Consider the following 20,811-nt stretch of genomic DNA (forward strand, 5'->3'; position numbering starts at 1 on the left):
ACACCATGACAATTCCAGTAATTACCATCGACGGACCAACGGCCTCGGGCAAGGGCACGGTCGCTGCAGGCGTGGCCGAACGGCTCGGTTTCCATTATCTTGATTCAGGTGCGTTATATCGTCTGGCGGCGTTGGCTGCCACGCAGGCTGGATTGGCAGTGCTGGATCAGGATATTGCCGAAACCAATCTGGCCGCATTGGCTGGCATGGCCAGCCAACTCGATATTCGTTTTACTGGTACCCATATCTGGCTCTATGGTGCCGATGTGGACGACATGATTCGTACCGAAGCAGTGGGCAATCTGGCTTCCCGACTGTCGGTTTTTCCGGCAATTCGGACGGCTTTATTGAGTCGTCAACGCGATTTTTTGGTCGCACCGGGTCTGGTTGCCGATGGTCGCGATATGGGTACGGTGATTTTCCCGGAAGCGCCGCTCAAGGTGTTTTTAACCGCCAGTGTGGATGCGCGCGCGCAAAGGCGATTTAAGCAATTGAAAGAAAAGGGAATTTCGGTTATATTTGATAGTCTTTTGGCTGATTTGAAAGAGCGAGATGCACGAGATTCATCCCGCGCGATTGCTCCGCTCAAGCCTGCCGCTGATGCACATATGCTGGATACCAGTCATATGAGCGTCGAAACTGCCATCGCCACGGTGGTGGGTTGGTACCAAAAAGGTACTGACTGAAGTTGGCAAATTGTTGGTGTGGTGGCATCGCCTGATGTGCCACGTTGATTAACCTAACCCCCGATTTTGTCGGGCACTGGTCGAAACGGTCAGCGTCACACGTCGATCCAGTAAAGTGAGAATGTATGTCCAATCTTTCCAATACTACAGAAAATCCAGAATCATTTGCCGCCTTGTTTGAGGAATCCTTAGCCCGTGCCGAAATGCGCACTGGTGAAGTGATTACCGGTGAAGTCGTGCGTGTTGACTACAACTTTGTTGTGGTGAACGCAGGTCTCAAGTCCGAGGCTTTTATCCCTCTGGAAGAATTCAAGAACGACCAGGGCGAACTGGAAGTTCAGGTCGGTGACTTCGTATCCGTTGCCATCGATTCACTCGAAAACGGTTTTGGCGACACCATGTTGTCCCGTGACAAGGCCAAGCGTCTGGCTTCCTGGCTGTCACTGGAAAAAGCGCTGGAGTCTGGCGAACTGGTGACCGGTACCATTACTGGTAAAGTTAAAGGCGGTCTGACTGTCATGGCCAACGGCATCCGTGCCTTCTTGCCTGGTTCATTGGTGGATACACGTCCTATCAAGGACACCACACCGTTTGAAGGCAAGACCATGGAATTCAAGGTCATCAAACTGGATCGCAAACGTAACAACGTTGTGTTGTCACGTCGCGCAGTAGTTGAGGCTTCACAAGGTGAAGAGCGCGCCAAACTGCTGGAAAACCTGAAAGAAGGTACCGTAGTAACTGGTGTAGTGAAAAACATCACTGACTACGGCGCATTCGTTGACCTCGGTGGTATCGATGGTCTGTTACACATCACTGATCTGGCATGGCGTCGTGTGCGTCATCCTTCCGAAGTGCTCACAGTGGGCCAGGAAGTCACCGCCAAGATTCTCAAGTACGATCAAGATAAAAACCGTGTTTCACTGGGTATCAAACAATTGGGCGATGATCCATGGAGCGGTTTGGCACGTCGTTACCCACAAAGTACACGTCTGTTCGGTAAAGTCACTAACCTGACTGACTACGGTGCATTCGTTGAAGTTGAACAAGGCATTGAAGGTCTGGTTCACGTTTCCGAAATGGACTGGACTAACAAAAACGTGGCACCTTCCAAAGTGGTTCAATTGGGCGACGAAGTGGAAGTCATGGTTCTGGAAATCGACGAAGAACGTCGTCGTATCAGCCTGGGCATGAAACAGTGCAAAGCCAATCCTTGGGATGACTTTGCGCTGAACTTCAAAAAAGGTGACAAGGTCAAGGGCGCAATCAAGTCCATCACTGACTTTGGCGTGTTCATCGGTCTGACTGGCAATATTGACGGTCTGGTGCACTTGTCTGATCTGTCCTGGAATGAAACTGGTGAAGAAGCGGTTCGCAAGTTCAAGAAAGGTGACGAGCTCGAAGCCGTTGTGCTGGCCATCGATGTTGAACGTGAGCGTATCAGCTTGGGCGTTAAACAGCTCGAAGGTGATCCTTTCAACAGCTATGTATCCATGAATGACAAAGGTGCCATCGTTAACGGTACTGTGAAATCCATCGATGCCAAAGGTGCTGTGATTGGTCTGGCTGATGACGTTGAAGGTTATCTGCGTGCTTCCGAGATTTCTCGCGACCGCGTTGAAGATGCCCGTAATGTGCTGAAAGAAGGTGAAACTGTTTCTGCGATGATTGTCAACGTTGATCGCAAAGCACGTAGCATCAACCTGTCCGTCAAGGCGAAAGATAGCGCTGATCAACAGGAAGCCATGCAAAAACTGTCCACTGACAGCAATGCTGCTTCCGGTACAACTAACCTGGGCGCTTTGCTCAAGGCTAAGTTGGGTCAGTAATCAGTAAGCCGATAGGATAGATATGACAAAGTCGGAGTTGATTGAACGCCTTGCAGCTCGTTTTCCGCAACTGGCGGCCAAAGACGCCGACATGTCAGTCAAAATGATTCTTGATGCGATGTCCAATGCCTTGGCATATGGGCATCGTATCGAGATTCGTGGTTTTGGCAGTTTTAGCCTGAACCGTCGTCCCCCTCGCGTTGGGCGTAATCCCAAATCAGGCGAGCAAGTCATGGTGCCTGAAAAAAGTGTCCCGCATTTCAAACCCGGTAAAGAGTTGCGCCAAAAAGTGGATGCACAAACCGGTACCCAAATTCTCAACACACCTGTTGATGACGACGAATGAACGCACTCGTCTGGATTGTCCGCATCATTGTTTTTGTCTTTCTTTTTCTGCTGGCCTTGAATAATACCAGCGCAGTGACGCTGCGTTTTTTCATGGGTTATGTCTGGCAGGCACCCCTTATTCTGATCGTGCTGGTCTTTTTTCTGGCTGGTATTCTTCTTGGTATTTTGGCCTTGCTGCCACGCTATGCACGGGCCCGCAAAGAAATTGCCACCTTGAGTACCCAGCCACCACCCAGCACCAGCAATAAACCGCTGGCGCCTGATTCCCGCTTGCGTATCTGGAATCGCTGATGCGGCTCGAATTTGAACTCTGGTGGTTACTTGCCATTCCTTTGCTGTTTGCATTGGGTTGGTTATCGGCGCGCCTTGATTTGAAAAATCTGCTCAGTGAATCGCGCGCCTTGCCACGTTCCTATTTTCGCGGTCTTAATTTTCTGCTCAACGATCAACCTGATCGTGCTGTTGATGCCTTTATTGATGTGGTGCGTTTGAGTCCGGAAACGGTCGAACTGCATTTTGCTTTGGGCAATTTATTTCGCCGTCGCGGTGAGACTGAGCGCGCCATCCGTGTTCATCAAAATTTATTGAATCGCCAGGATTTACCATTGCGCCAGCAAGAGCAGGCCTTGTTTGAATTGGGACAGGATTTTCTCAAGGCGGGTTTGTATGATCGTGCTGAAGAGGCCTTCACCAAATTGCAGGAAGGCCGTTATCAGGCTGAGTCTTTAGCCGGTTTGCTGGATATTTATCAGCGTAGTAAGGAGTGGCATCAGGCAGTTGATGTCGCCCAGCGTTTGCGCGGTGATGATTCCCGTCTGTTTGACAGCCAGATTGCGCATTTTTATTGCGAGCTGGCCGAGGAGGCCTTGCAGGAGCAAAACTATAAAGGTGCTGAAAAATTTCTGAATCTGGCGCGGCTTGAAAATACCCATAGCGTACGCGCGATGATTCTGATGGGCGATGTGCTGACCCAGCAACATCAACATGACAAAGCGATTGCTGTATGGCGCGAAATTGAAGCGACACCGGAATATCTGCCACTGGTCGCGGAGCGGCTGCTCATTGCCCATAAAGCACTTGGTCAGCAGTCAGCAGGCCTCAATCTCTTGCGTGGCTATCTGGCGCAATCCAAGTCGGAAGAGCTGTTTGATCTGGTGTTTACTGCCACCCTGGCCTTTGATGGTGCCGAGTCCGCCGAAGTACTGGCGCAAACCCAACTCACCAAAACGGCATCGCTGTCAGCACTGGATCGTTTGCTGGAAGCCGAAATCGCCAAGTTGCCGGCGTTAGATGCTGCGGTAACGTCCGCCCAACTATCGGATAACATTGCCGCTTCCTCAGCTGTGGCACTGGATGGCGAATTACTGCAACTCATCCAAACCACCTTGAGCAAACAACGTGGGCGTGGTGCGCGCTATCTGTGCAGCCATTGCGGTTTTAAAGCAAAGCGTTTTTACTGGCAATGCCCCGGTTGCAATGACTGGGATACCTATTCGCCATTGCGTCGTACCAACGACTAAATACTTTCAGGCTGATTGCAGTATGAGTCAGTTCAATCGTTGCTAGTCTGATTTTTATTGAATGGTTCAAGTTGAAGACCACAATCAATATGCTCATCAAAACTAATCCTCTGTGTCAGACAATAATCAAGCTGCTTGATATCGGCAGATGGCGAATCAACCTTCTGATATTGTTGATGTTGCTTGTGCATTTGCCAATCGGCTCGGCACAGGAGCGAGTGGTGAATGTCAACACCGCTGATCGCGCGCAATTGGAAAGCCTGCCTGGTCTTGGGCCTGCCAAGGTCGAACTGATCCTGACTGAACGTAACAAGGCGCTGTTTGCAACGCCGGCAGACCTTTCCAATCGCGTCAAAGGATTGAGCATGAAGAGCGTTGAGAAGCTCTTATCCGCAGGATTGATAGTTGCGCCAACTCAACCTTCGCAAAAGTAATAAGGATCATCCCATTCTGTCTAAAGTGAGCGATGGTCAGACGCTGTTTTGGCGATGCATCGACTTACAATCAAGTCATTGATGACTCTCACGGCATTCTGATCATGGCTTATAAAACGATAGAAGACACCATTGGCAATACCCCGCTTGTGCAGTTGATGCGCATTCCTGGCGCGGACAACCAGCGCCGCAATAACATCATTTTGGGCAAGCTGGAAGGCGACAATCCGGCTGGTTCAGTGAAGGATCGGCCAGCCATTTCCATGATCAAGCGTGCTGAAACGCGGGGTGATATCAAACCTGGTGACACTCTCATCGAGGCGACCAGTGGCAATACCGGCATTGCGCTGGCCATGGCCGCAGCGATTCGTGGCTATAAAATGATTTTGATCATGCCCGAAAATCTCTCCATCGAGCGCACCAAGACCATGAAGGCGTTTGGTGCCGAGATCATTCTGACACCGCAAAAAGGCGGCATGGAATACGCGCGTGATCTGGCTGATCAGATGCAGGCAGATGGCAAGGGCCGCATCCTCGACCAGTTTGCGAATCCGGATAATCCGCTGGCGCACTATGAAGGCACCGGCCCGGAAATCTGGACAGAAACCGAAGGGCGCATTACCCACTTTGTGTCGGCCATGGGCACCACTGGCACGATTACCGGTGTGTCACGTTATCTCAAGGAAAAAAATCAGGCGATTCAGATCGTCGGTGCCCAGCCGGAAGACGGTTCGCAAATTCCTGGTATTCGCAAATGGCCGGAAGCCTATCTGCCCAAAATTTATGAAGCCGATCGGGTTGATCGTCTGGAATATGTGAGCCAGACTGAAGCCGAATTCATGGCGCGCCGCCTGGCGGCTGAAGAGGGTATTTTTTGTGGGCCATCGGCTGCCGGTGCCTGCCAGATTGCCTTGCGTGTTGCCCAGGAAGTGGAAAATGCGACGATTGTGTTCATCGTCTGTGACCGTGGCGACCGTTATTTGTCGACGCATGTTTTTCCCGCTTGAACGTCTCACTGCTTGCAACAGCATTTTTATATACTGACTAGCTGTATTTTAAATAACTGTTATTTGATGCACTATACGGACTATTCATTCAATTATTAATGGGGAGTATAGGTAAAAATGGCCTATAGCGGGCCATTTTTATTTGGGCGGCAATGACTGATTCAGCCGCTAAAGGGGTGAATGGGAGGATTGAATGCGCTGGTTTTAGCCTGAACTCAACCTTGCAGCCAGCGTTGTATTTGTATTTAGCCAGCTGTTCAAACAAATTGCTCAAGGTTTGCTGTTGGACTGGGCAATCAAGGACGCCAATTCCACCGCGCTGCGTACCTCCATTTTTTCCAGAATCCGGGCGCGATGGACTTCGACCGTACGCATGCTGATGCCCAGTTCATCGGCAATCACCTTATTCATTTTGCCTTCGAGCACCGCGTGCATGACTTCGCGTTCCCGCGGTGTGAGTCGTTCAAACAACTGTGCAACGATTTCGGCCTGACCGGGGTGTGCCCGGCGTTGGGCTTCACGGTTGAGTGCGGCAATCACCTTGTCGACCAATTGATTGTCGTTGAAAGGTTTTTCCAGGAAATCAATCGCACCACGTTGCAAGGCATTGACCACCAGCGGAATATTGCCATGACCGGATAAAAACAGGATCGGCGCATGCACGCCATGCGCCAGCAGATAATCCTGTAACTCAAGGCCGCTCATCGCCTCCATGCGCATGTCCAGTACCAGGCAGTCGATCGTGGTGCTGGCCTGGTAACGGGCGATGAAATCTTCTGCCGATGGATAGATCTGCGCTTCAATGCCGCGTGATTCAAAGAGCCAGCGCAAGGCATCACGGATCACGGCATCGTCATCAACAATATGAACGACTTGGGCAGGGACTGTTGGCATCATCGTTATCAGTGCGTGTTGAAGTGGGGTTGATGAAAATTAAATGGTTCGGCTCAATCCTGCACCGCAGTAGCGATGAGGGTGGATTCGGTCAGCACAGTGTCACTATCTGCAGCATCAATGGGCAGCGTAAATCTGAAGATGCTGCCACCAGCCGGATTGGGTACAAACCATAGCTGACCATGATGCAGTTCAATAATCGAGCGGCAAATATTGAGGCCCATCCCCATGCCCACTTCCTTGGTGGTGAAAAAAGCCGAGAACAATTTTTCGGCCACTTCGGCATGGATACCCAGGCCTTGATCGATCACGCTGACCTGCACCAGATTACCCAACAACTCGGTACTGATTTGCAGGGTTTTGTTGTTCATATTGCTGGTCTGCATGGCTTCCATGCCATTTTTGATCAGATTGACCAGTACTTGCACCAGCAGGATCATATCGGCATGCACGGGGGGTAAATCAGTGCCCAGTTGCATCTGCAGATTGATATGGGTTTTGCGTGCTTCGGCTTCCAGAAAACCGACTGCTTCTTCCACCACCTGATTGATTGCGCAGCGTTTGCGGCGTGGTTCGCGGCGTCGCACAAATTCATGAATGCGGCTGATGATCTTGCCGGCCCGACGCGCCTGGGTGGCAGCAGTATCGAGCACATGACGCAGTTCGGTATCTTTCAGTGTGCCGCGCTCTAGATGATTTTGTGCGCCGGTTAAATAACTGGTGATGGCTGAGAGTGGTTGATTGAGTTCATGCGCCAGGGTGGAGGCCATCTCACCCATGGTGACCAGTCGGGCAGTGAGTTGCAGATGTTCATGTTGCTGCCGATTCAACTCTTCAGTGCGCTTGCGCTCGGTGATGTCGAGTACCGAACCCATCCAGCCGGTATGATTGCCCGCAGCATCAATCAGGGGGGCTTCATGGATCAGTGCGTCAAAATAGTCGCCATTCTTGTGTCTGAAACGCAATTCAAAACCCTCGCTGGGGGCATCACCGGCCAGTACTTTTTCAAGGGCGGCTTGAGTCTCTTCCATATGTTCGGAAGCCCAATAAGGGTGGGGTGGCACCTGACCCAGCAGTTCGTCGGCCGCATAGCCGGTCATCTGACAAAAGGCGGCGTTCACATAGGTGGTGCGGCCTTGCAGATCTCGGGCGCGCATGCCGGTGATGATGGAATCTTCCATGGCTTGGCGAAACGCATGCTCGGCCAGCAATTGTTTTTCGGCGGCCAGCCGTCGATGCATATGGCGCCGCAAAGCCAGCAAGCTCGACAGACTGATCACCGCCAATAAAAGGATAGCCAAAATCAGCAGATTGCGAATCTGATTGCTTTGCTCTTTATACGCAGTCGCACGCAGGATCACGGTATTGTTGAGTGAGCTTAGGGGCAGGTTATAGCTCAGATCAGGATTATTGACCGGCACCGCGGATTTGCTGAGCAAGGTTTTACCCGCCAGATCCAGCATGGCGAGTTGATACTTTTGTGCATACCACCACGGCACCAGTTGGCTCATCATGCCTTGCAGTGCATATTCGCCGACAATCTGGCCCGCAAACTGGCCGTTATCAAACAAGGGCGCATACAAGGCAAAGCGGTACTGGCCATTACTGGTTTGATAAACCCCGGTGTAGGCAGGTTTGGCCATCAAACGGCTGATACGCTGAGCATCGGCCGCAACGCTTTCGGTGGGAAGTGGTGTGGGGTTATTGGCGTGAGCGTATTGTTGCTCCAGTACGCTATCTTTATTAAGCAGTGTCACTTGTGCCAGTTCGACATGATTTTTGATCAGGGCGCGGACACGATTGTCAAAGTCCTTGGCATCGAGATGTTTATCGTGGGTTTCCTGGCCAATTTCGCTGAGTAATTGCTGGGTTTGCTCAAGGTTGAAACGAAAGTTCTGCTCGACCCAGAGCAAGTCGGCAATCAGGTTGTCATGCTGTTCTTCAATATCACGCCGATGTGATAACCAAAGCAGGGTGGCCAAAAGTACCAGTACCAACACCATGGCGATATTGGGTACCAGCCATACCCAACCGGGTGAGACGGGAGGCGGTTCTAAGTGATTGTCTTGCATCACCATAATAGATTGAGTTGGTTGATTTCAGGCCTCACGAGGTATCGCTATGTTGGCCAGGCTGGCATTGATTGCTATGCCGAACACGACAATTGATTAATTGATTGGCAGAATACACCAATGCACGACTATCGCCTTCGGTATTGCCCCTAGCAGTCACCCCTCGGATTTCCACAATATTTATTTTCAAGCGCTTGTCTGACAATGTCGGCATGGCTCAATGACGCTTGCTGCAACTGGCCGGGCCTTTATCCAAAACATATCAGGAGACACACAATGCAACTATGCAAAATCGTGGCGGGTATCGCCATCATGGCTTGTTCGGCATTAGCCATGGCTCAGAGCAACCCTATCGTCATCAAATTCAGTCATGTGGTGGCACTTGATACACCCAAGGGCAAGGCGGCAGAATATTTTAAAAAACTGGCTGAAGAGCGTACCAAGGGCAAGGTCAAGGTCGAGATCTATCCCAATAGTCAACTTTATAAAGACAAGGAAGAACTCGAAGCCCTGCAGCTGGGTTCGGTGCAAATGCTGGCACCGTCGCTGGCCAAGTTTGGGCCATTGGGCGTGAAGGAGTTTGAGCTGTTTGACTTGCCTTATATTTTTGATAACTACCAGGAGCTGCATAAAGTCACACAAGGCCCGGTCGGTGCCGGTCTGCTTAAAAAACTGGAGAGCAAGGGGATTGTGGGTCTGGCTTTTTGGGATAACGGCTTCAAGCAAATGAGTGCCAACAAACCGCTCAAAATGCCTGCGGATTTTCGTGGTCAAAAAATGCGGATTCAATCTTCCAAGGTGTTGGATATGGAGATGCGCGCACTCGGCGCCAATCCGCAGGTGATGGCCTTCTCCGAGGTGTATCAGGCGCTGCAAACCGGCGTGGTGGATGGCACTGAAAATCCGGTGTCCAATCTGTATACGCAAAAGATGCATGAAGTACAAAAGTATCTGACCCTGTCAGACCATGGTTATCTGGGATACGCGGTGATCGTCAATAAAAAGTTTTGGGATAGCTTGCCGACTGATATTCGCAGCACGCTCGAAGTGGCAATGAAAGACTCGACGGTCTATGCCAACGAGATTGCCAAGAAGGAAAACGAAGATGCTTTGGAAGCCGTGCGTAAATCTGGCAAGACCCAGATCATTACACTGACACCGCAAGAAAAAAACGAATGGAAAAAAGCGTTGCTCAAGGTGCATACCCAGGCCGAAGATCGTATCCCCAAAGAAACGATTTTAGAAGTCTATAAAGAAACCGATTTCAATCCGGCCAGTTTTCAATAATTCATTGAAATCACCATCAAGCTGCCAGTCAATGAGTCAATCATCAGGTCGATAACCGACTTGCCAATGTGGCTGGCAGCATCCCAGGCTCAGGCTTGAACTTTCTCTACGGAGATTCCATGAAATTTCTAGATCATCTCGAGGAATGGCTGATTGCCTTCCTTATGGGGGCGGCGACGCTCGTTATTTTTGTTGCCGTGGCACATCGTTATGCTGCGGGCCTGCCCATCCCTGCTTTGCAGGATTGGCTATTGCAGATCAATATGAGCTGGGCGCAGGAGCTCTGTATCTTCATGTTTGTCTGGATGGCCAAATTTGGCGCAGCCTACGGTGTGCGTACTGGCATTCACGTGGGCGTGGATGTGCTGATCAATCGGCTGAGCGACAAGAATCGGGCAGTCTTTGTCATCATTGGCCTCTTGGCAGGTGCCTTGTTTACCGGTGTAGTGGGCACCTTGGGCGCTAATTTTGTCTGGCAGATGTATCACACTGATTCGGTCTCATCCGACCTGGAAGTACCGATGTGGATTGTTTATATGGCCATTCCTCTGGGTTCCTATCTGATGTGCTTCCGCTTCTTGCAGGTGACCTGGAATTTTGTCCGTACCGGCGAGTTGCCCCATCATGATGTCGCGCATGTGGAAGGTTTGGATGAAGGTGATGATCCCCTGTTGCAAGTAGCGCCGGCAGTTAATGGGGTACCAGTCAAAGGAGTGCAATCATGAATGTGCTGATCATTTTCACACTGTTGATTGTGCTCATGCTGACCGGCATGCCAATCTCCATTTCATTGGGCCTCACTGTACTGACCTTCCTCTTTACCATGACTCAGGTGCCGATTGAATCCGTCGCCCTCAAGTTATTCACCGGTATTGAAAAATTCGAGATCATGGCGATTCCATTTTTTATTCTGGCCGGTAACTTCCTCACTCATGGTGGTGTCGCGCGCCGCATGATCCGCTTTGCCACTGCCATGGTCGGTCATTGGCATGGTGGGCTGGCTTTGGCAGGAGTGATGGCCTGCGCCTTGTTTGCCGCAGTGTCCGGCTCCAGTCCGGCGACCGTGGTGGCGATTGGTTCGGTGATTCTGCCAGCCATGGTCAAACAGGGTTTCCCAAAAAGTTTTGGTGCGGGCGTCATTACCACCTCGGGTGCTTTGGGCATTTTGATTCCACCTTCGATTGTGATGGTGATGTATTCGGTGTCGACCAATACCTCGGTGGGCTCATTGTTTATGGCAGGGGTGATTCCAGGTATCATGCTGGCGTTTTTGCTGGGGCTGACGACCTGGTATCGCGCTAAAAAATTCAACTATCCACGTCTCGTCAAGGCCAGTTGGGGGCAGCGACTGCAAGCGCTGCGTGAGAGCATCTGGGGTCTCTTGCTGATTGTGATTGTGATTGGTGGCATCTATACCGGTATCTTCACACCGACTGAAGCGGCAGCGATGAGTGCGGTCTATGCCTTTTTTGTGGCAGTCTTCATCTACAAGGACATGCCTTTGTCACGGGTGCCCAAGGTCTTGCTGGATTCAGCCAGCATGAGCGCGATGCTGCTCTATATCATCACCAATGCTGTGCTGTTTTCATTTTTGATGACATCAGAAAATATTCCACAATTAATGGCCACATGGTTGCTGGGGCAGGGCCTTGGACCCATTGCATTCTTGCTGGTTGTGAATGTGCTGCTGCTGTTGGCTGGCAATGTGATGGAGCCTTCGTCCATCGTCCTGATTCTGGCACCGATCCTGTTTCCGGTGGCAGTCAAGCTGGGTATCAATCCGGTCCATCTGGGCATTTTGATTGTGGTGAATATGGAAGTGGGCATGTGTCATCCACCGGTCGGTTTAAACCTTTATGTGGCCAGTGGTATTACCAAGATGGGGATTACCGAACTGACTGTGGCGGTCTGGCCATGGCTGTTAACGATGCTGGTGTTTTTGGGCATGATTACCTACATCCCGATCATTTCACTCTGGTTGCCCCGGGCTTTAGGCATGCTGTAGCGCTGTCCAAGGCCATTTGACCGGCACGACATTTCGATGGAAGATCGGGATGTCGTGTTTTTCATTGGGGCACCGTGAAATGATTGGTCTGCAAAAGGAGTTGATATTGAAAATGCTCTGTTATGCCCAACTGCTCTTGCTGGCCAGTGGCTGGTTCACGCCCGTTCAGGCAGCACCGTTTGATATGGATAAAAATCACACCACCGTTTATTTTGCGGGCAGTCATTTTGATCGTTCGCTGGTGCGTGGCCGCTTTGGCAAGGTGATCGGCACGATTGATTTTGATGAAAATTTAAAGACGGGCAACGTCAATCTGGCCGTGGATGTGACATCCTTGAGTACCGGACAAAGTCTGCTCGATAGTGTGCTCAAATCGGGCCAGTTTTTTGAGGCGGAAAAGTTTCCCGATATTTATTTTCAATCCAGCCAGTTTGTTTTTGTGGGTGATCAACTCAAGGCAGTGACTGGGCAATTGACGCTGCATGGGGTCACAAAGTCGGTGAGTTTGCAAGCTGAGCGGTTTAGTTGTGGGGTTGTCAGATTGTTTGGCGCTGCGCGGTATGTTTGCGGGGGCGATTTCAGTCTGGGCATTTTGCGCAGCGACTTTGGCATGACGCAATTTTTGCCCGAGGTCGGCGACCGGGTGGCGATTCAGATTGCGGTGGAAGCCACGCCGCGCTAGGCGATCACTTGAGGAAATGGCAGGTGCTTGCGGCAAAACATCGTGGCACCGTTTTTCAAAGTAGTGGTTGTGACTGTGTAGAATGATTTCATCCGTCACTCTTTAGCCTGTCGACCATTCATATGTTTGTGCCAACCTTGCTCGCCATTGTGATTGCACTTTTTCTGGCAGCCATTTTGTGGCTGCCTGGCCGCGCCAACCATCATGGGCCGCATTCACCATCCTTGCTGCACTATCTTGGGCGAGCGGCCTTTTTGATCATGACAATGGCGCTACTGGGGTTTTTGATCGGGTTTATTGTGCCAGTCATTGAGCACGAAGGGTCGCAAGGACCCCTGCTCGGCGTTTATCTGACCGGACCACTGGGTGCTTTGCTGGGGCTGTTGGCCAATGTCTGGTGGCTGTATCGTCAGCGTCGTGATGATGCATCATGAATGACATGCCTGGCAAAACACCAGTCGATTCAGTGGAAAGGTGGGGTCAGCACTGCGCTATCTGATGTATCTGAAAGGAGGCCAGAATGCATTCACGTCGTCATACATTGCGTACTTTACTGGTGCTACCGCTGATCGCTGGCTGGCAGGGGCGAGCGCTGCTGGCCATGCCTGTTGCCGAGACCGACAGGGAGGCGCTAAGCCGCCCGATTGAGCGCGCCATCCGTTTTGATTTGCACCGAGTTGAAAAACGCCGCAGCGCAATTCTGGCATTCAAGCAGGGTTTGATCAAAGGTGCTTATCTGGTAGTGCATCCGGATGGTTATGAACGGGTCGTGTTTGCGGATGTGATTGTCGATAACAGCCATGTCTCCCACGCTCAAGTGGTCGCGGTAGATACGGATCAGCTGACCAGGGAAAAGTATCTGATTCAGGTCAGTTTGACGCCCGAGGGAGCGCGTGCCTTTGCAGATGCCACGGAACTGCTCTACGACAAAACCATTGGCATTTTTCTGGATGATGGTTTGACCGATGAAGTGCTGGTGCAGGGGCGAGTGACGGCAGGGCGGTTTCAATTTGTGGTACGTAACCGTTCTTATGCCGAGCTGCAAAATATTGCCAACGGCATCAGTGTAATCAGCATCTGATCTTATACTCTTATAGGGTATTTATTTCTAATTAATAAATACGTACTGAACAAGGCTATTTATTAATATACCCCTCATAAATAGGTGAGGTTAACCCGGGAAGGAGCTATATGGCGGCCGGTGGCAAGCTATCCATACGGGCTTGCGTGTCACCGGAAGCGGCCGCCGCGCGAATTTTTGCCGCACGTTTGCCAAAGGAGCGGGTCGAGCGTAGCGGTTCGTCAGGGTTGAGTTGCCACAAGCTACCCAGGTACTGATCCATCTCTTTGGATTCAAAACGATCAAAGCCGCTGCCCGGATAAACCGCCATCTCGCCAAAAAAAATCTGGCCATCGAGGTTATAAAAATCCACCCGAATAAAGTCCATCTCGGCGGCCAGACGTTCTGCGTAGCTGCGCATCAGCTCAAAGTTTTTGGGAGCGGCAATGGGCTTGGCATTGGGCACATCCCAGCGGGCATCCATATATTGCCAATCGGCATCGTAAAAAGAAATGCTGTAGGCATCGGTGCCACGCTCCTGGTCAACCTGCACCACCTGGGTTTTGCCATGAAAAATATAAAACTTGTAGTCATTGGGTAATTGACCAGACGCATCCTGCAGGAGCTGCTCGGCGTAGGCCTTGGGTTTGACGTAGAGATAAGCCCATTCACCAATCAGCCAGCCAAAACGTTGACTGAACCAGTCTTTGAGTAAACCGCGCAAGGCCGAATTTTCAAACCGGGATTTATCGCGCACCACCTGCACCCCCCAGTTGCTGGCGTGATTGACCTTGAGCACAAACTGATCGGGCAACTGATTTTTGTCAAAGCGATTGGCATCGCCCGACACCCAATGGAGCTTGAGCAGCACGTCCGGCCCCAATTGATGTTCAACGTATCGACGCACGCGCAGCTTGTCGCTGAATAAAATCAGACGTTTGCGACGATCGTACAATTTGCGCCATTGAATTTTTTCACTGAAAGTGGCTGGCTTGCTCAGATTGGGCCATTGCTGCTGACGCCGCAGGTAAATCAGTCTGATCCGCCATATGGTCGGCAGTCTGGGAAGGATCTGGTTAAAGATGCGCTTACCCAGTTGATAAGTCCAGACTGACAAAATATTTGACATGGTGTTGTAATCAATGCCCTTCAGGGCGGGCTAAAAAGGTCGAATGAAGCAATTGAAATTTCAAACTTGAGCCCATTTATAGCGGATTCATTTGACAGTCGTCCGTGAAAAATAGCCGCTCATCATAAAAAATTAAGATGACTGGAATTTTTTGAACGTGGTTTTGGCAATTATTGTAGTTGATGATATGAAATCATCATTGATTCGATAGAAAATATACAATCCACCTGTATTTCCACAAACCCTTTATTGATCCACTTAAGAGGCAAGAAAAAGGCCATACTATTATGTAGTATGGCCTTTTTCAAAGTTTTTCAGACGCCTTGCAGCGTTGGCGGGTTCAATGCTTTTTTGGGTTGATGGTCTTGCTGCTGATGGTTTTTTCAACCCGAACCTCTTTGCGGGTTTCCTTGACCACTGGTTTGACCAGACTTTCAGCACGTCCGGCCAGCATGTCGCTGCGCAGACTTTCGGCCAGATCATTGACCGCCATCGCGTAGAAGAAACTGCGGTTATAGCGGGTCAGCACATAAAAGTTTTGCAGACCCAACACGTACTCGGTATTGGTCGAGGGCGTGGGTAAATCGACCGCCACCACTGGTGTGTCGACTTCATTTTCCTTGACCGATTGGGGTTCATTAGGCGACAACAGCAAGCCGGCCGATAAATAACTGCCCAGGGTTTTGCTGGGTTCTGGTTTGCCGTCCGCACCGGCTTCGGCAATCCCGCGACTAGCATCATCATCGGCAATACGCCAGATGACCGGGCGACCACGTTGCCAGCCATGCGCATTCAGAAAGTTGGCGACACTGCCAATCGCGTCGGCGGTGCTGGCGCGCAAATCAATGAAGGTATTTTCGTCATAGTCGACCGCGTATTTCAGGATGCTGGATGGCATGAACTGGCCAATCCCAATTGCACCGGCATACGAACCCAATACTGAAAATGGCTCGACGCCGCGTGATTTGGTCCATTTCAAAAACGCCTGCAATTCTTCCTGAAATAGCGCGTTGCGCTTGTTGGGCACATCGGGGTAATCAAAGGCGAGTGTCGTCAGCGCATCCATTACTCGAAACGAGCCCATATTGCGGCCGTAAATCGTTTCAATGCCGATGATGGCCACAATATATTCTTCCGGCACGCCGTATTGCTCGGCTGCTTTTTTGAGCACTGTCTGATTATTTTTCCAAAAGATCAGGCCATCTCGAATCCGGCCTGGTTCCACAAAGCGGCTGCGATATTCTTTCCAGTTTTTGGGGCGGCCAACCGGAGCCGGCATGATGGCTTTGACCACGGCCTCAGAATAACGGGCGCGATCCAGCAAGCTGGTGATTTCACCTTTGGTGAAACCTTGTTTGATCATGTCATCAATAAACGGTTTGACGTCAGCGCGCTCGCTATAACGACTGCTGGTGGTATTGGCCGTTGTGCTGGCAGGCGCAGCTGGCGTGGTAATCTGGCCCGGATCAAATGGGGATTGCGCCAATGCCTGCGATGCGACAAAGAATGCAGCCACTAGTGTAGGCATTAGTGTCGTCACAAAGGGCAAGCGGCGTAATGAACGATGTAAAAAAGTGCTGGCATTGATCAGGGTGCGGTCAGGCATCATGGGCATCATGGATTAGGCAGTTTCAATTTAGGCAGTTTCAATTTATTGATCTTTAATAGCGGGCAACAGCCTGCTTGAATGCTTTCAGCAGTGTAGCGCGACTCGTGGCCTGCGCAGCCGTTGCTGCTGATTTATTTGTATTACTGTGATTGTTTTTCACATTTCGACTCGACTCGACAAGCAGGCCGGGGTCATAGCGCGACAAGGGGCCGTAACGCAAGGTCTGGTAAAGGCGCACGATTTTTTCCAGCTTGCGACGTTGCTGCGCATCGAGTTGTGGGCCAATGCGTGCGGCAAAGGCACTCGCGCCTTCATGAGGTAAGGGTGCCATATTGCGTCGTTCAAGTTGTTGACAGAATTTTTGCCAGAGTCGCACTACCGGGTCAATGCGAGCCTGCATGCGTTGCAAAACCAGCAAAATGATCAACATGACAATCGCAATGAGCGCGGCCAGCAGCACCAGCAGTTCTTTCCAGCCACCATTTTCAAAACCGATCTTATCGAGCAGATTACGTTGTTTGTCAGCGGAATAGGACAGTACCCATTGATTCCAGGAGTGAGTGATGGAATCCCAGTTCAGCTTCAGACTGCGCAGCATTGCGTTTTCCGAGGTGCCCAGTTTGCCGCTCTGATTGACCCGGCTGCGGCTGGTAAAGGTGGCGCCTTGGTCAATCCGTTCGGGTGCCACGGCGCTGGTTGGATCAATCCTTACCCAGCCTTGTCCGGTCAGCCAGACCTCGGCCCAGGCATGGGCGTCAGACTGACGCACGATCATGTAATTATCGTAAGTGTTGTACTCACCGCCCTGATAACCGGTGACCACACGTGCTGGAATATCGAGGGCACGCATCAACACCACAAAGGCACCAGCATAATGTTCACACAAGCCGGCCTTCTTGCTGAAAAGGAAGTCATCAATGGCTTGCTTGCCCATTGGCGAGGGTGTCATGGTGTAGCGAAAGTTGTCATTATGAAACCAGTCCAATGCTCTTTGCACCAGCTTCTTATCCGGATTGCTGGTATTGGCGTATTCGTTTTGCCATTGCATGGCCATGGCCAGGGTTTGCGGGTTATAGCCTGGCGGCAGGGTCAGGTAATCTTGTAACGAATAGTCCTCAAATTCCAGTGGCCCGTAGCTGTAGCTGGGGTAGGAGCGCAATTCATAGCGAGTGCGTTCATCAATGGGCTGATCGGCCATGATCTGCAGATCTTCATACATGCCCACATTGCCGCTTTTTAATTCGGGCAGCAGCACGGGCACATCCAAAGCCAGCAACCAGCGTTTGTTGTTGGGCTCAAGGGTCACGGCATAACTATAGCCTTTGCCCTGTTTGCGGATGGGCTGGGCTTTGTTGAATGGGCCGACCTGGTTGCGCAGTCCATGCCAGGTCTGGCCATCATATTGGGCCAGCACCGGGCCGCGCCAATAGAGCAAGGCTGAAGGCGGCCGATCGCCTAGAAACTGCACTCGAAAGGCCACCGCATCCGATTGCAGCAGATCAGTAAAACTGCCGGGACTCATGGTGTCGGACAAACCCAGTTGCCCATTGCGGGCGTCTGAAGGCAGGCTCCATAATGGTCCTTGAATGCGTGGAAAAAACAGGAACAGCACAATCATCAACGGTGTACCCAAAATCAGCAGACGACTGGCCAACCGCAATTTCTTTCCAAGTGAGACATCGGCGGCGGCGTGATTCAGGCTGATCAAGGTGGTCAACAGACTTAGCACGGCCAATAACATGATGAAGGCGGTGCCGATGCTTTGCGAATAAAAAAACTGGGTCAGCAAGACAAAAAATGACAGAAAGAAAACCACAAAGGCATCGCGCTTGCCATGCATTTCCAGTTGCTTCAGGCTCAGCATCAAAATCAGCAAAGTGACGCCAGGATCACGTCCCAGAATGGTTTGATAGGTCAATAAGGTGGTGCCACTGGCACCAATCAGCAATACCAACAGTACCCAGCGACTTGGCAGTGCTTTGCCCGACAGGGTTAAAAACAGTCGTGTGCCAAACAGCACCACCACCAGACTGGTGCACCATAAAGGCAAGTGGGCAAAATGAGGAAAGACCACCAGACTCAAGGTGATCAACATGAACAGCGTGTCGCGTTTTTCCTGTGACAAGCCCGACCAGTCGAACCAGCTGGCTTTGCGCTGGCCCGGCTTGTCAGCCTGATAGGTGGTGCTGGGCTTGCTCAGCATAATGCGAGGCGCTCCAGGCAGGTGACAAAGTGTTCTGCTCCGCTGTTGGGGAGCACTTCTTGTTGCGACAGGCGTAGCCCATAAGCCAGCCGTTGACTGTCTGCCACCAACACCCAGGCGGTCAGACGGGCAACGCGGTCTTCGTGGCTTAAACCAGCCATCTCATGCCAATCCAGCCAGAGTTCGGTGGCTTCTCCGCCCTGGAAATGTCGTGAAGCAAGCTGATCGTTGCGTGCCAGCGATTTCCAGGCAATCTGGCGCGCACTGTCACCACTTTGATAGGGGCGGATACCTGCCAGATTTTCCTCACCGGATTCACCATTGGCGTCACCCTCACCATGGCCAGCCCAGGGCAATGGTGGTGGATCAGTTTCTGGTGCCGGGTAAATCAGGCAATTCAGGGCTGGATGCCAGTAACTCCAGACGCGCCATAAGCCCAAGGGAAAAACAGTGCCCAGGCGGATTCTTGGGCAAGCCAGCCAGCCGCGCTGCTTGCTCTGACAAGCCAAGGCCACAACTTTGCTCGACTGACCATTGATATCCACAATCACATCATTGAAGCGACCTTCATCCAGGCCCGTCAGACGTACTACCAGAGCCATCCGATCCCGTTTGCTGGGGTTGTCCAGCACCACTTGAAAGTGCGCGATCTCCCCGGCAAAGACTGAGTCAGCCTTGGCGGTACGCAAGCGTAGCCCAGCGAGATTGGCGTGCGATATATACATGCCGACAATGGCAGCTCCGGCCAGCATGAAGGTGAGTGCAAAGCCCAGATTGAGGGCGTAATTGATGGAGCCAAGCATCATGATGGCCATCAATACCGCAAATACCAGCCCTGGCTTGGTAGGGATGATATAAACCCGGCGCTGACCCAAGGTGATTTCACCAGCCTCATGTTCGCGATATTTAAAAACCAACTGCTTGATCTTGCGGATCAGTCGTGCCGAGCGACGCCGGTTGCGGCCTGTGGCTGCTGGGCGGGCATGAAGCGCAGAGTGGCCTGACGACATGGCGGTGTTGCCTTGAGCTGGGTTGCTAGGGCGGGGTTTCAGGGCAGCGCTACCGAGAGCTTCAGCTGTTCCACCAATTCGCGGCTGGATGCAGTCTGTTTCTTACCGGGTGTGGAAATCGGGCGCAAACGATGCGCACAGGCTGGCACCAGAATCGCCTGCACGTCTTCAGGAAGTACATGATCCCGGCCTTCCAGCAGAGCCCAGGCACGGGCTACCCGCAATAAAGCCAAGGCCGCTCGGGGACTGAGCCCTTCGACAAACTGGGTGCCGGTGCGGGAGGCGGCAATCAGTGCCTGGATGTAGTCGATCAGCGCTGCGGAGCAATGCACCTTATCAACCCAAGTCTGGGCTGCCTGTAATTCATGGGCTTGCATGACTGGCTGTAATCCTGCCAGCATTTTGCGACGGTCTTCCCCTTCGAGCATGGCGCGTTCGGCAGCGCGATCGGGGTAGCCCAGCTCAATGCACAAGAGAAAACGATCCAGTTGTGATTCGGGCAAAACAAAGGTTCCAATCTGGTAGCTGGGGTTTTGCGTGGCAATCACAAAAAAAGGTTCTGGCAAGGGACGGGTTACACCTTCGGAAGAAATCTGGCGTTCTTCCATCGCTTCCAGCAAGGCACTTTGAGTTTTGGGCGTGGCCCGGTTGATCTCGTCGGCCAGCAATACCTGGGTAAAAACGGGGCCCGGATGAAAGTTGAACTGGCTGTTATTACGATCAAAAATCGACACGCCCAGCAGATCGGCAGGGAGTAGATCGGATGTAAATTGCACGCGGGCAAATTCGAGCCCCAACGAAATCGCCAAGCCATGCGCCAAAGTGGTTTTACCGACACCCGGTACGTCTTCAATCAGTAAATGGCCATTGGCGAGCAGACAGGCCAGACTTTGTTTGATTTGCAGGGATTTACCAATGATCAGATGATTGAGTTGAGCCGCAACGCGTCCCAGCAGTTGGGCGATGTCCTGGCTGGCTGGAGTGGTGATCGGGGGCGCCATTGATGTTTTGTCCAATAATATGAGGTCGAGCAGGGTAG

General features: G+C 51.6%; 20 protein-coding genes. 13 read left to right on the top strand and 7 right to left on the bottom strand.

All coding sequences use genetic code 11. The features are described from left to right. Nucleotides 1-5 precede the first annotated feature (5 nt). The 7 genes from cmk (at nucleotide 6) to cysM (ending at nucleotide 5,821) form a co-directional block, all read left to right on the top strand. The gene (cmk, locus tag ACMYR3_RS05015; RefSeq protein WP_424195108.1) at nucleotides 6-686 is read left to right on the top strand and encodes a (d)CMP kinase; all 681 of its coding nucleotides are present in this window, start codon (nucleotides 6-8) and stop codon (nucleotides 684-686) included. Nucleotides 687-811: 125 nt separating this feature from the next. Further along, entirely contained in the window at nucleotides 812-2,512 is a 1,701-nt protein-coding gene (gene rpsA, locus ACMYR3_RS05020) for a 30S ribosomal protein S1 (protein WP_424195110.1), read from the top strand. Between the two features lie 22 nt (nucleotides 2,513-2,534). Beyond that, on the top strand, nucleotides 2,535-2,858 hold the full coding sequence (locus ACMYR3_RS05025) for an integration host factor subunit beta (protein WP_424195112.1): 324 nt from the start codon (nucleotides 2,535-2,537) through the stop codon (nucleotides 2,856-2,858). Then, a complete protein-coding gene (locus tag ACMYR3_RS05030; RefSeq protein WP_424195114.1) occupies nucleotides 2,855-3,151 on the top strand; it encodes a lipopolysaccharide assembly protein LapA domain-containing protein in 297 nt (98 codons plus the stop codon). The genes ACMYR3_RS05025 and ACMYR3_RS05030 overlap by 4 nt, the downstream gene beginning before the upstream one ends. Beyond that, nucleotides 3,151-4,380, top strand: a complete 1,230-nt coding sequence (gene lapB / locus ACMYR3_RS05035; RefSeq protein WP_424195116.1) for a lipopolysaccharide assembly protein LapB — start codon at nucleotides 3,151-3,153, stop codon at nucleotides 4,378-4,380. Before ACMYR3_RS05030 ends, lapB begins: the two co-directional genes overlap by 1 nt. 176 nt (nucleotides 4,381-4,556) lie before the next feature. Beyond that, nucleotides 4,557-4,814, top strand: a complete 258-nt coding sequence (locus ACMYR3_RS05040; protein ID WP_424195118.1) for a ComEA family DNA-binding protein — start codon at nucleotides 4,557-4,559, stop codon at nucleotides 4,812-4,814. A gap of 104 nt (nucleotides 4,815-4,918) precedes the next feature. Beyond that, nucleotides 4,919-5,821, top strand: a complete 903-nt coding sequence (gene cysM, locus ACMYR3_RS05045; protein ID WP_424195120.1) for a cysteine synthase CysM — start codon at nucleotides 4,919-4,921, stop codon at nucleotides 5,819-5,821. A 270-nt stretch (nucleotides 5,822-6,091) separates the two neighbouring features. On the opposite strand, the gene ACMYR3_RS05050 is transcribed toward cysM, so the two are convergent. Both ACMYR3_RS05050 and ACMYR3_RS05055 read right to left on the bottom strand, forming a co-directional pair. Then, entirely contained in the window at nucleotides 6,092-6,715 is a 624-nt protein-coding gene (locus tag ACMYR3_RS05050; RefSeq protein ID WP_424196374.1) for a response regulator transcription factor, read from the bottom strand. A 53-nt stretch (nucleotides 6,716-6,768) separates the two neighbouring features. Beyond that, on the bottom strand, nucleotides 6,769-8,787 hold the full coding sequence (locus ACMYR3_RS05055) for a sensor histidine kinase (RefSeq protein WP_424195122.1): 2,019 nt from the start codon (nucleotides 8,785-8,787) through the stop codon (nucleotides 6,769-6,771). Between the two features lie 276 nt (nucleotides 8,788-9,063). On the opposite strand from ACMYR3_RS05055, the gene ACMYR3_RS05060 reads away from it, so the two are divergent. From ACMYR3_RS05060 to ACMYR3_RS05085, 6 genes are all read left to right on the top strand, one after another. Further along, nucleotides 9,064-10,074 (top strand): TRAP transporter substrate-binding protein, encoded by a 1,011-nt coding sequence (locus tag ACMYR3_RS05060; protein ID WP_424195124.1) that lies wholly within the window; start codon nucleotides 9,064-9,066, stop codon nucleotides 10,072-10,074. 119 nt (nucleotides 10,075-10,193) lie between these two features. Then, nucleotides 10,194-10,799 carry a TRAP transporter small permease gene (locus tag ACMYR3_RS05065; RefSeq protein ID WP_424195126.1) on the top strand — a complete coding sequence of 202 codons (606 nt, stop codon included), beginning with the start codon at nucleotides 10,194-10,196 and terminating at the stop codon, nucleotides 10,797-10,799. Next, complete coding sequence (locus ACMYR3_RS05070) at nucleotides 10,796-12,079, top strand: TRAP transporter large permease (protein ID WP_424195128.1); 1,284 nt, start codon at nucleotides 10,796-10,798, stop codon at nucleotides 12,077-12,079. Before ACMYR3_RS05065 ends, ACMYR3_RS05070 begins: the two co-directional genes overlap by 4 nt. Nucleotides 12,080-12,191: 112 nt before the next feature. Beyond that, nucleotides 12,192-12,761 (top strand): YceI family protein, encoded by a 570-nt coding sequence (locus ACMYR3_RS05075; protein ID WP_424196376.1) that lies wholly within the window; start codon nucleotides 12,192-12,194, stop codon nucleotides 12,759-12,761. Between the two features lie 122 nt (nucleotides 12,762-12,883). Next, nucleotides 12,884-13,195: a hypothetical protein gene (locus tag ACMYR3_RS05080; protein ID WP_424195130.1), complete on the top strand. Its 312-nt coding sequence runs from the start codon at nucleotides 12,884-12,886 to the stop codon at nucleotides 13,193-13,195. A gap of 86 nt (nucleotides 13,196-13,281) precedes the next feature. Beyond that, nucleotides 13,282-13,842, top strand: a complete 561-nt coding sequence (locus tag ACMYR3_RS05085) for a SecDF P1 head subdomain-containing protein (protein ID WP_424195132.1) — start codon at nucleotides 13,282-13,284, stop codon at nucleotides 13,840-13,842. 106 nt (nucleotides 13,843-13,948) lie between these two features. Here the strand turns inward: ACMYR3_RS05085 and ACMYR3_RS05090 are convergent, their stop codons facing one another. The 5 genes from ACMYR3_RS05090 to ACMYR3_RS05110 form a co-directional block, all read right to left on the bottom strand. After that, nucleotides 13,949-14,950, bottom strand: coding sequence for an ATP-grasp fold amidoligase family protein (locus tag ACMYR3_RS05090; RefSeq protein WP_424195134.1), 1,002 nt, complete (start codon nucleotides 14,948-14,950; stop codon nucleotides 13,949-13,951). A gap of 340 nt (nucleotides 14,951-15,290) precedes the next feature. Further along, on the bottom strand, nucleotides 15,291-16,559 hold the full coding sequence (gene mltB / locus ACMYR3_RS05095; RefSeq protein WP_424195135.1) for a lytic murein transglycosylase B: 1,269 nt from the start codon (nucleotides 16,557-16,559) through the stop codon (nucleotides 15,291-15,293). Between the two features lie 52 nt (nucleotides 16,560-16,611). Further along, nucleotides 16,612-18,762: a transglutaminase TgpA family protein gene (locus tag ACMYR3_RS05100; RefSeq protein WP_424195137.1), complete on the bottom strand. Its 2,151-nt coding sequence runs from the start codon at nucleotides 18,760-18,762 to the stop codon at nucleotides 16,612-16,614. Continuing rightward, nucleotides 18,756-19,772 (bottom strand): DUF58 domain-containing protein, encoded by a 1,017-nt coding sequence (locus ACMYR3_RS05105; RefSeq protein WP_424195139.1) that lies wholly within the window; start codon nucleotides 19,770-19,772, stop codon nucleotides 18,756-18,758. The genes ACMYR3_RS05100 and ACMYR3_RS05105 overlap by 7 nt, the downstream gene beginning before the upstream one ends. A 38-nt stretch (nucleotides 19,773-19,810) precedes the next feature. Continuing rightward, nucleotides 19,811-20,773 carry an AAA family ATPase gene (locus ACMYR3_RS05110; RefSeq protein ID WP_424195141.1) on the bottom strand — a complete coding sequence of 321 codons (963 nt, stop codon included), beginning with the start codon at nucleotides 20,771-20,773 and terminating at the stop codon, nucleotides 19,811-19,813. Nucleotides 20,774-20,811: the final 38 nt, after the last annotated feature.

It is taken from the genome of Ampullimonas aquatilis, from assembly GCF_049675895.1.
GTDB classification, from domain to species: domain Bacteria; phylum Pseudomonadota; class Gammaproteobacteria; order Burkholderiales; family Burkholderiaceae_D; genus Ampullimonas; species Ampullimonas aquatilis.

Coding starts and splice junctions, on each gene's coding strand:
- lapB (WP_424195116.1), top strand. CDS start 3,151: ATGCGGCTCGAATTTGAACTCTGGTGGTTACTTGCCATTCCTTTGCTG.
- cysM (WP_424195120.1), top strand. CDS start 4,919: ATGGCTTATAAAACGATAGAAGACACCATTGGCAATACCCCGCTTGTG.
- ACMYR3_RS05085 (WP_424195132.1), top strand. CDS start 13,282: ATGCATTCACGTCGTCATACATTGCGTACTTTACTGGTGCTACCGCTG.
- ACMYR3_RS05040 (WP_424195118.1), top strand. CDS start 4,557: ATGTTGCTTGTGCATTTGCCAATCGGCTCGGCACAGGAGCGAGTGGTG.
- ACMYR3_RS05055 (WP_424195122.1), bottom strand. CDS start 8,787: ATGCAAGACAATCACTTAGAACCGCCTCCCGTCTCACCCGGTTGGGTA.
- ACMYR3_RS05100 (WP_424195137.1), bottom strand. CDS start 18,762: ATGCTGAGCAAGCCCAGCACCACCTATCAGGCTGACAAGCCGGGCCAG.
- ACMYR3_RS05025 (WP_424195112.1), top strand. CDS start 2,535: ATGACAAAGTCGGAGTTGATTGAACGCCTTGCAGCTCGTTTTCCGCAA.
- ACMYR3_RS05050 (WP_424196374.1), bottom strand. CDS start 6,715: ATGCCAACAGTCCCTGCCCAAGTCGTTCATATTGTTGATGACGATGCC.
- mltB (WP_424195135.1), bottom strand. CDS start 16,559: ATGATGCCTGACCGCACCCTGATCAATGCCAGCACTTTTTTACATCGT.
- cmk (WP_424195108.1), top strand. CDS start 6: ATGACAATTCCAGTAATTACCATCGACGGACCAACGGCCTCGGGCAAG.
- ACMYR3_RS05060 (WP_424195124.1), top strand. CDS start 9,064: ATGCAACTATGCAAAATCGTGGCGGGTATCGCCATCATGGCTTGTTCG.
- rpsA (WP_424195110.1), top strand. CDS start 812: ATGTCCAATCTTTCCAATACTACAGAAAATCCAGAATCATTTGCCGCC.
- ACMYR3_RS05075 (WP_424196376.1), top strand. CDS start 12,192: ATGCTCTGTTATGCCCAACTGCTCTTGCTGGCCAGTGGCTGGTTCACG.
- ACMYR3_RS05070 (WP_424195128.1), top strand. CDS start 10,796: ATGAATGTGCTGATCATTTTCACACTGTTGATTGTGCTCATGCTGACC.
- ACMYR3_RS05030 (WP_424195114.1), top strand. CDS start 2,855: ATGAACGCACTCGTCTGGATTGTCCGCATCATTGTTTTTGTCTTTCTT.
- ACMYR3_RS05080 (WP_424195130.1), top strand. CDS start 12,884: ATGTTTGTGCCAACCTTGCTCGCCATTGTGATTGCACTTTTTCTGGCA.
- ACMYR3_RS05110 (WP_424195141.1), bottom strand. CDS start 20,773: ATGGCGCCCCCGATCACCACTCCAGCCAGCCAGGACATCGCCCAACTG.
- ACMYR3_RS05105 (WP_424195139.1), bottom strand. CDS start 19,772: ATGTCGTCAGGCCACTCTGCGCTTCATGCCCGCCCAGCAGCCACAGGC.
- ACMYR3_RS05065 (WP_424195126.1), top strand. CDS start 10,194: ATGAAATTTCTAGATCATCTCGAGGAATGGCTGATTGCCTTCCTTATG.
- ACMYR3_RS05090 (WP_424195134.1), bottom strand. CDS start 14,950: ATGTCAAATATTTTGTCAGTCTGGACTTATCAACTGGGTAAGCGCATC.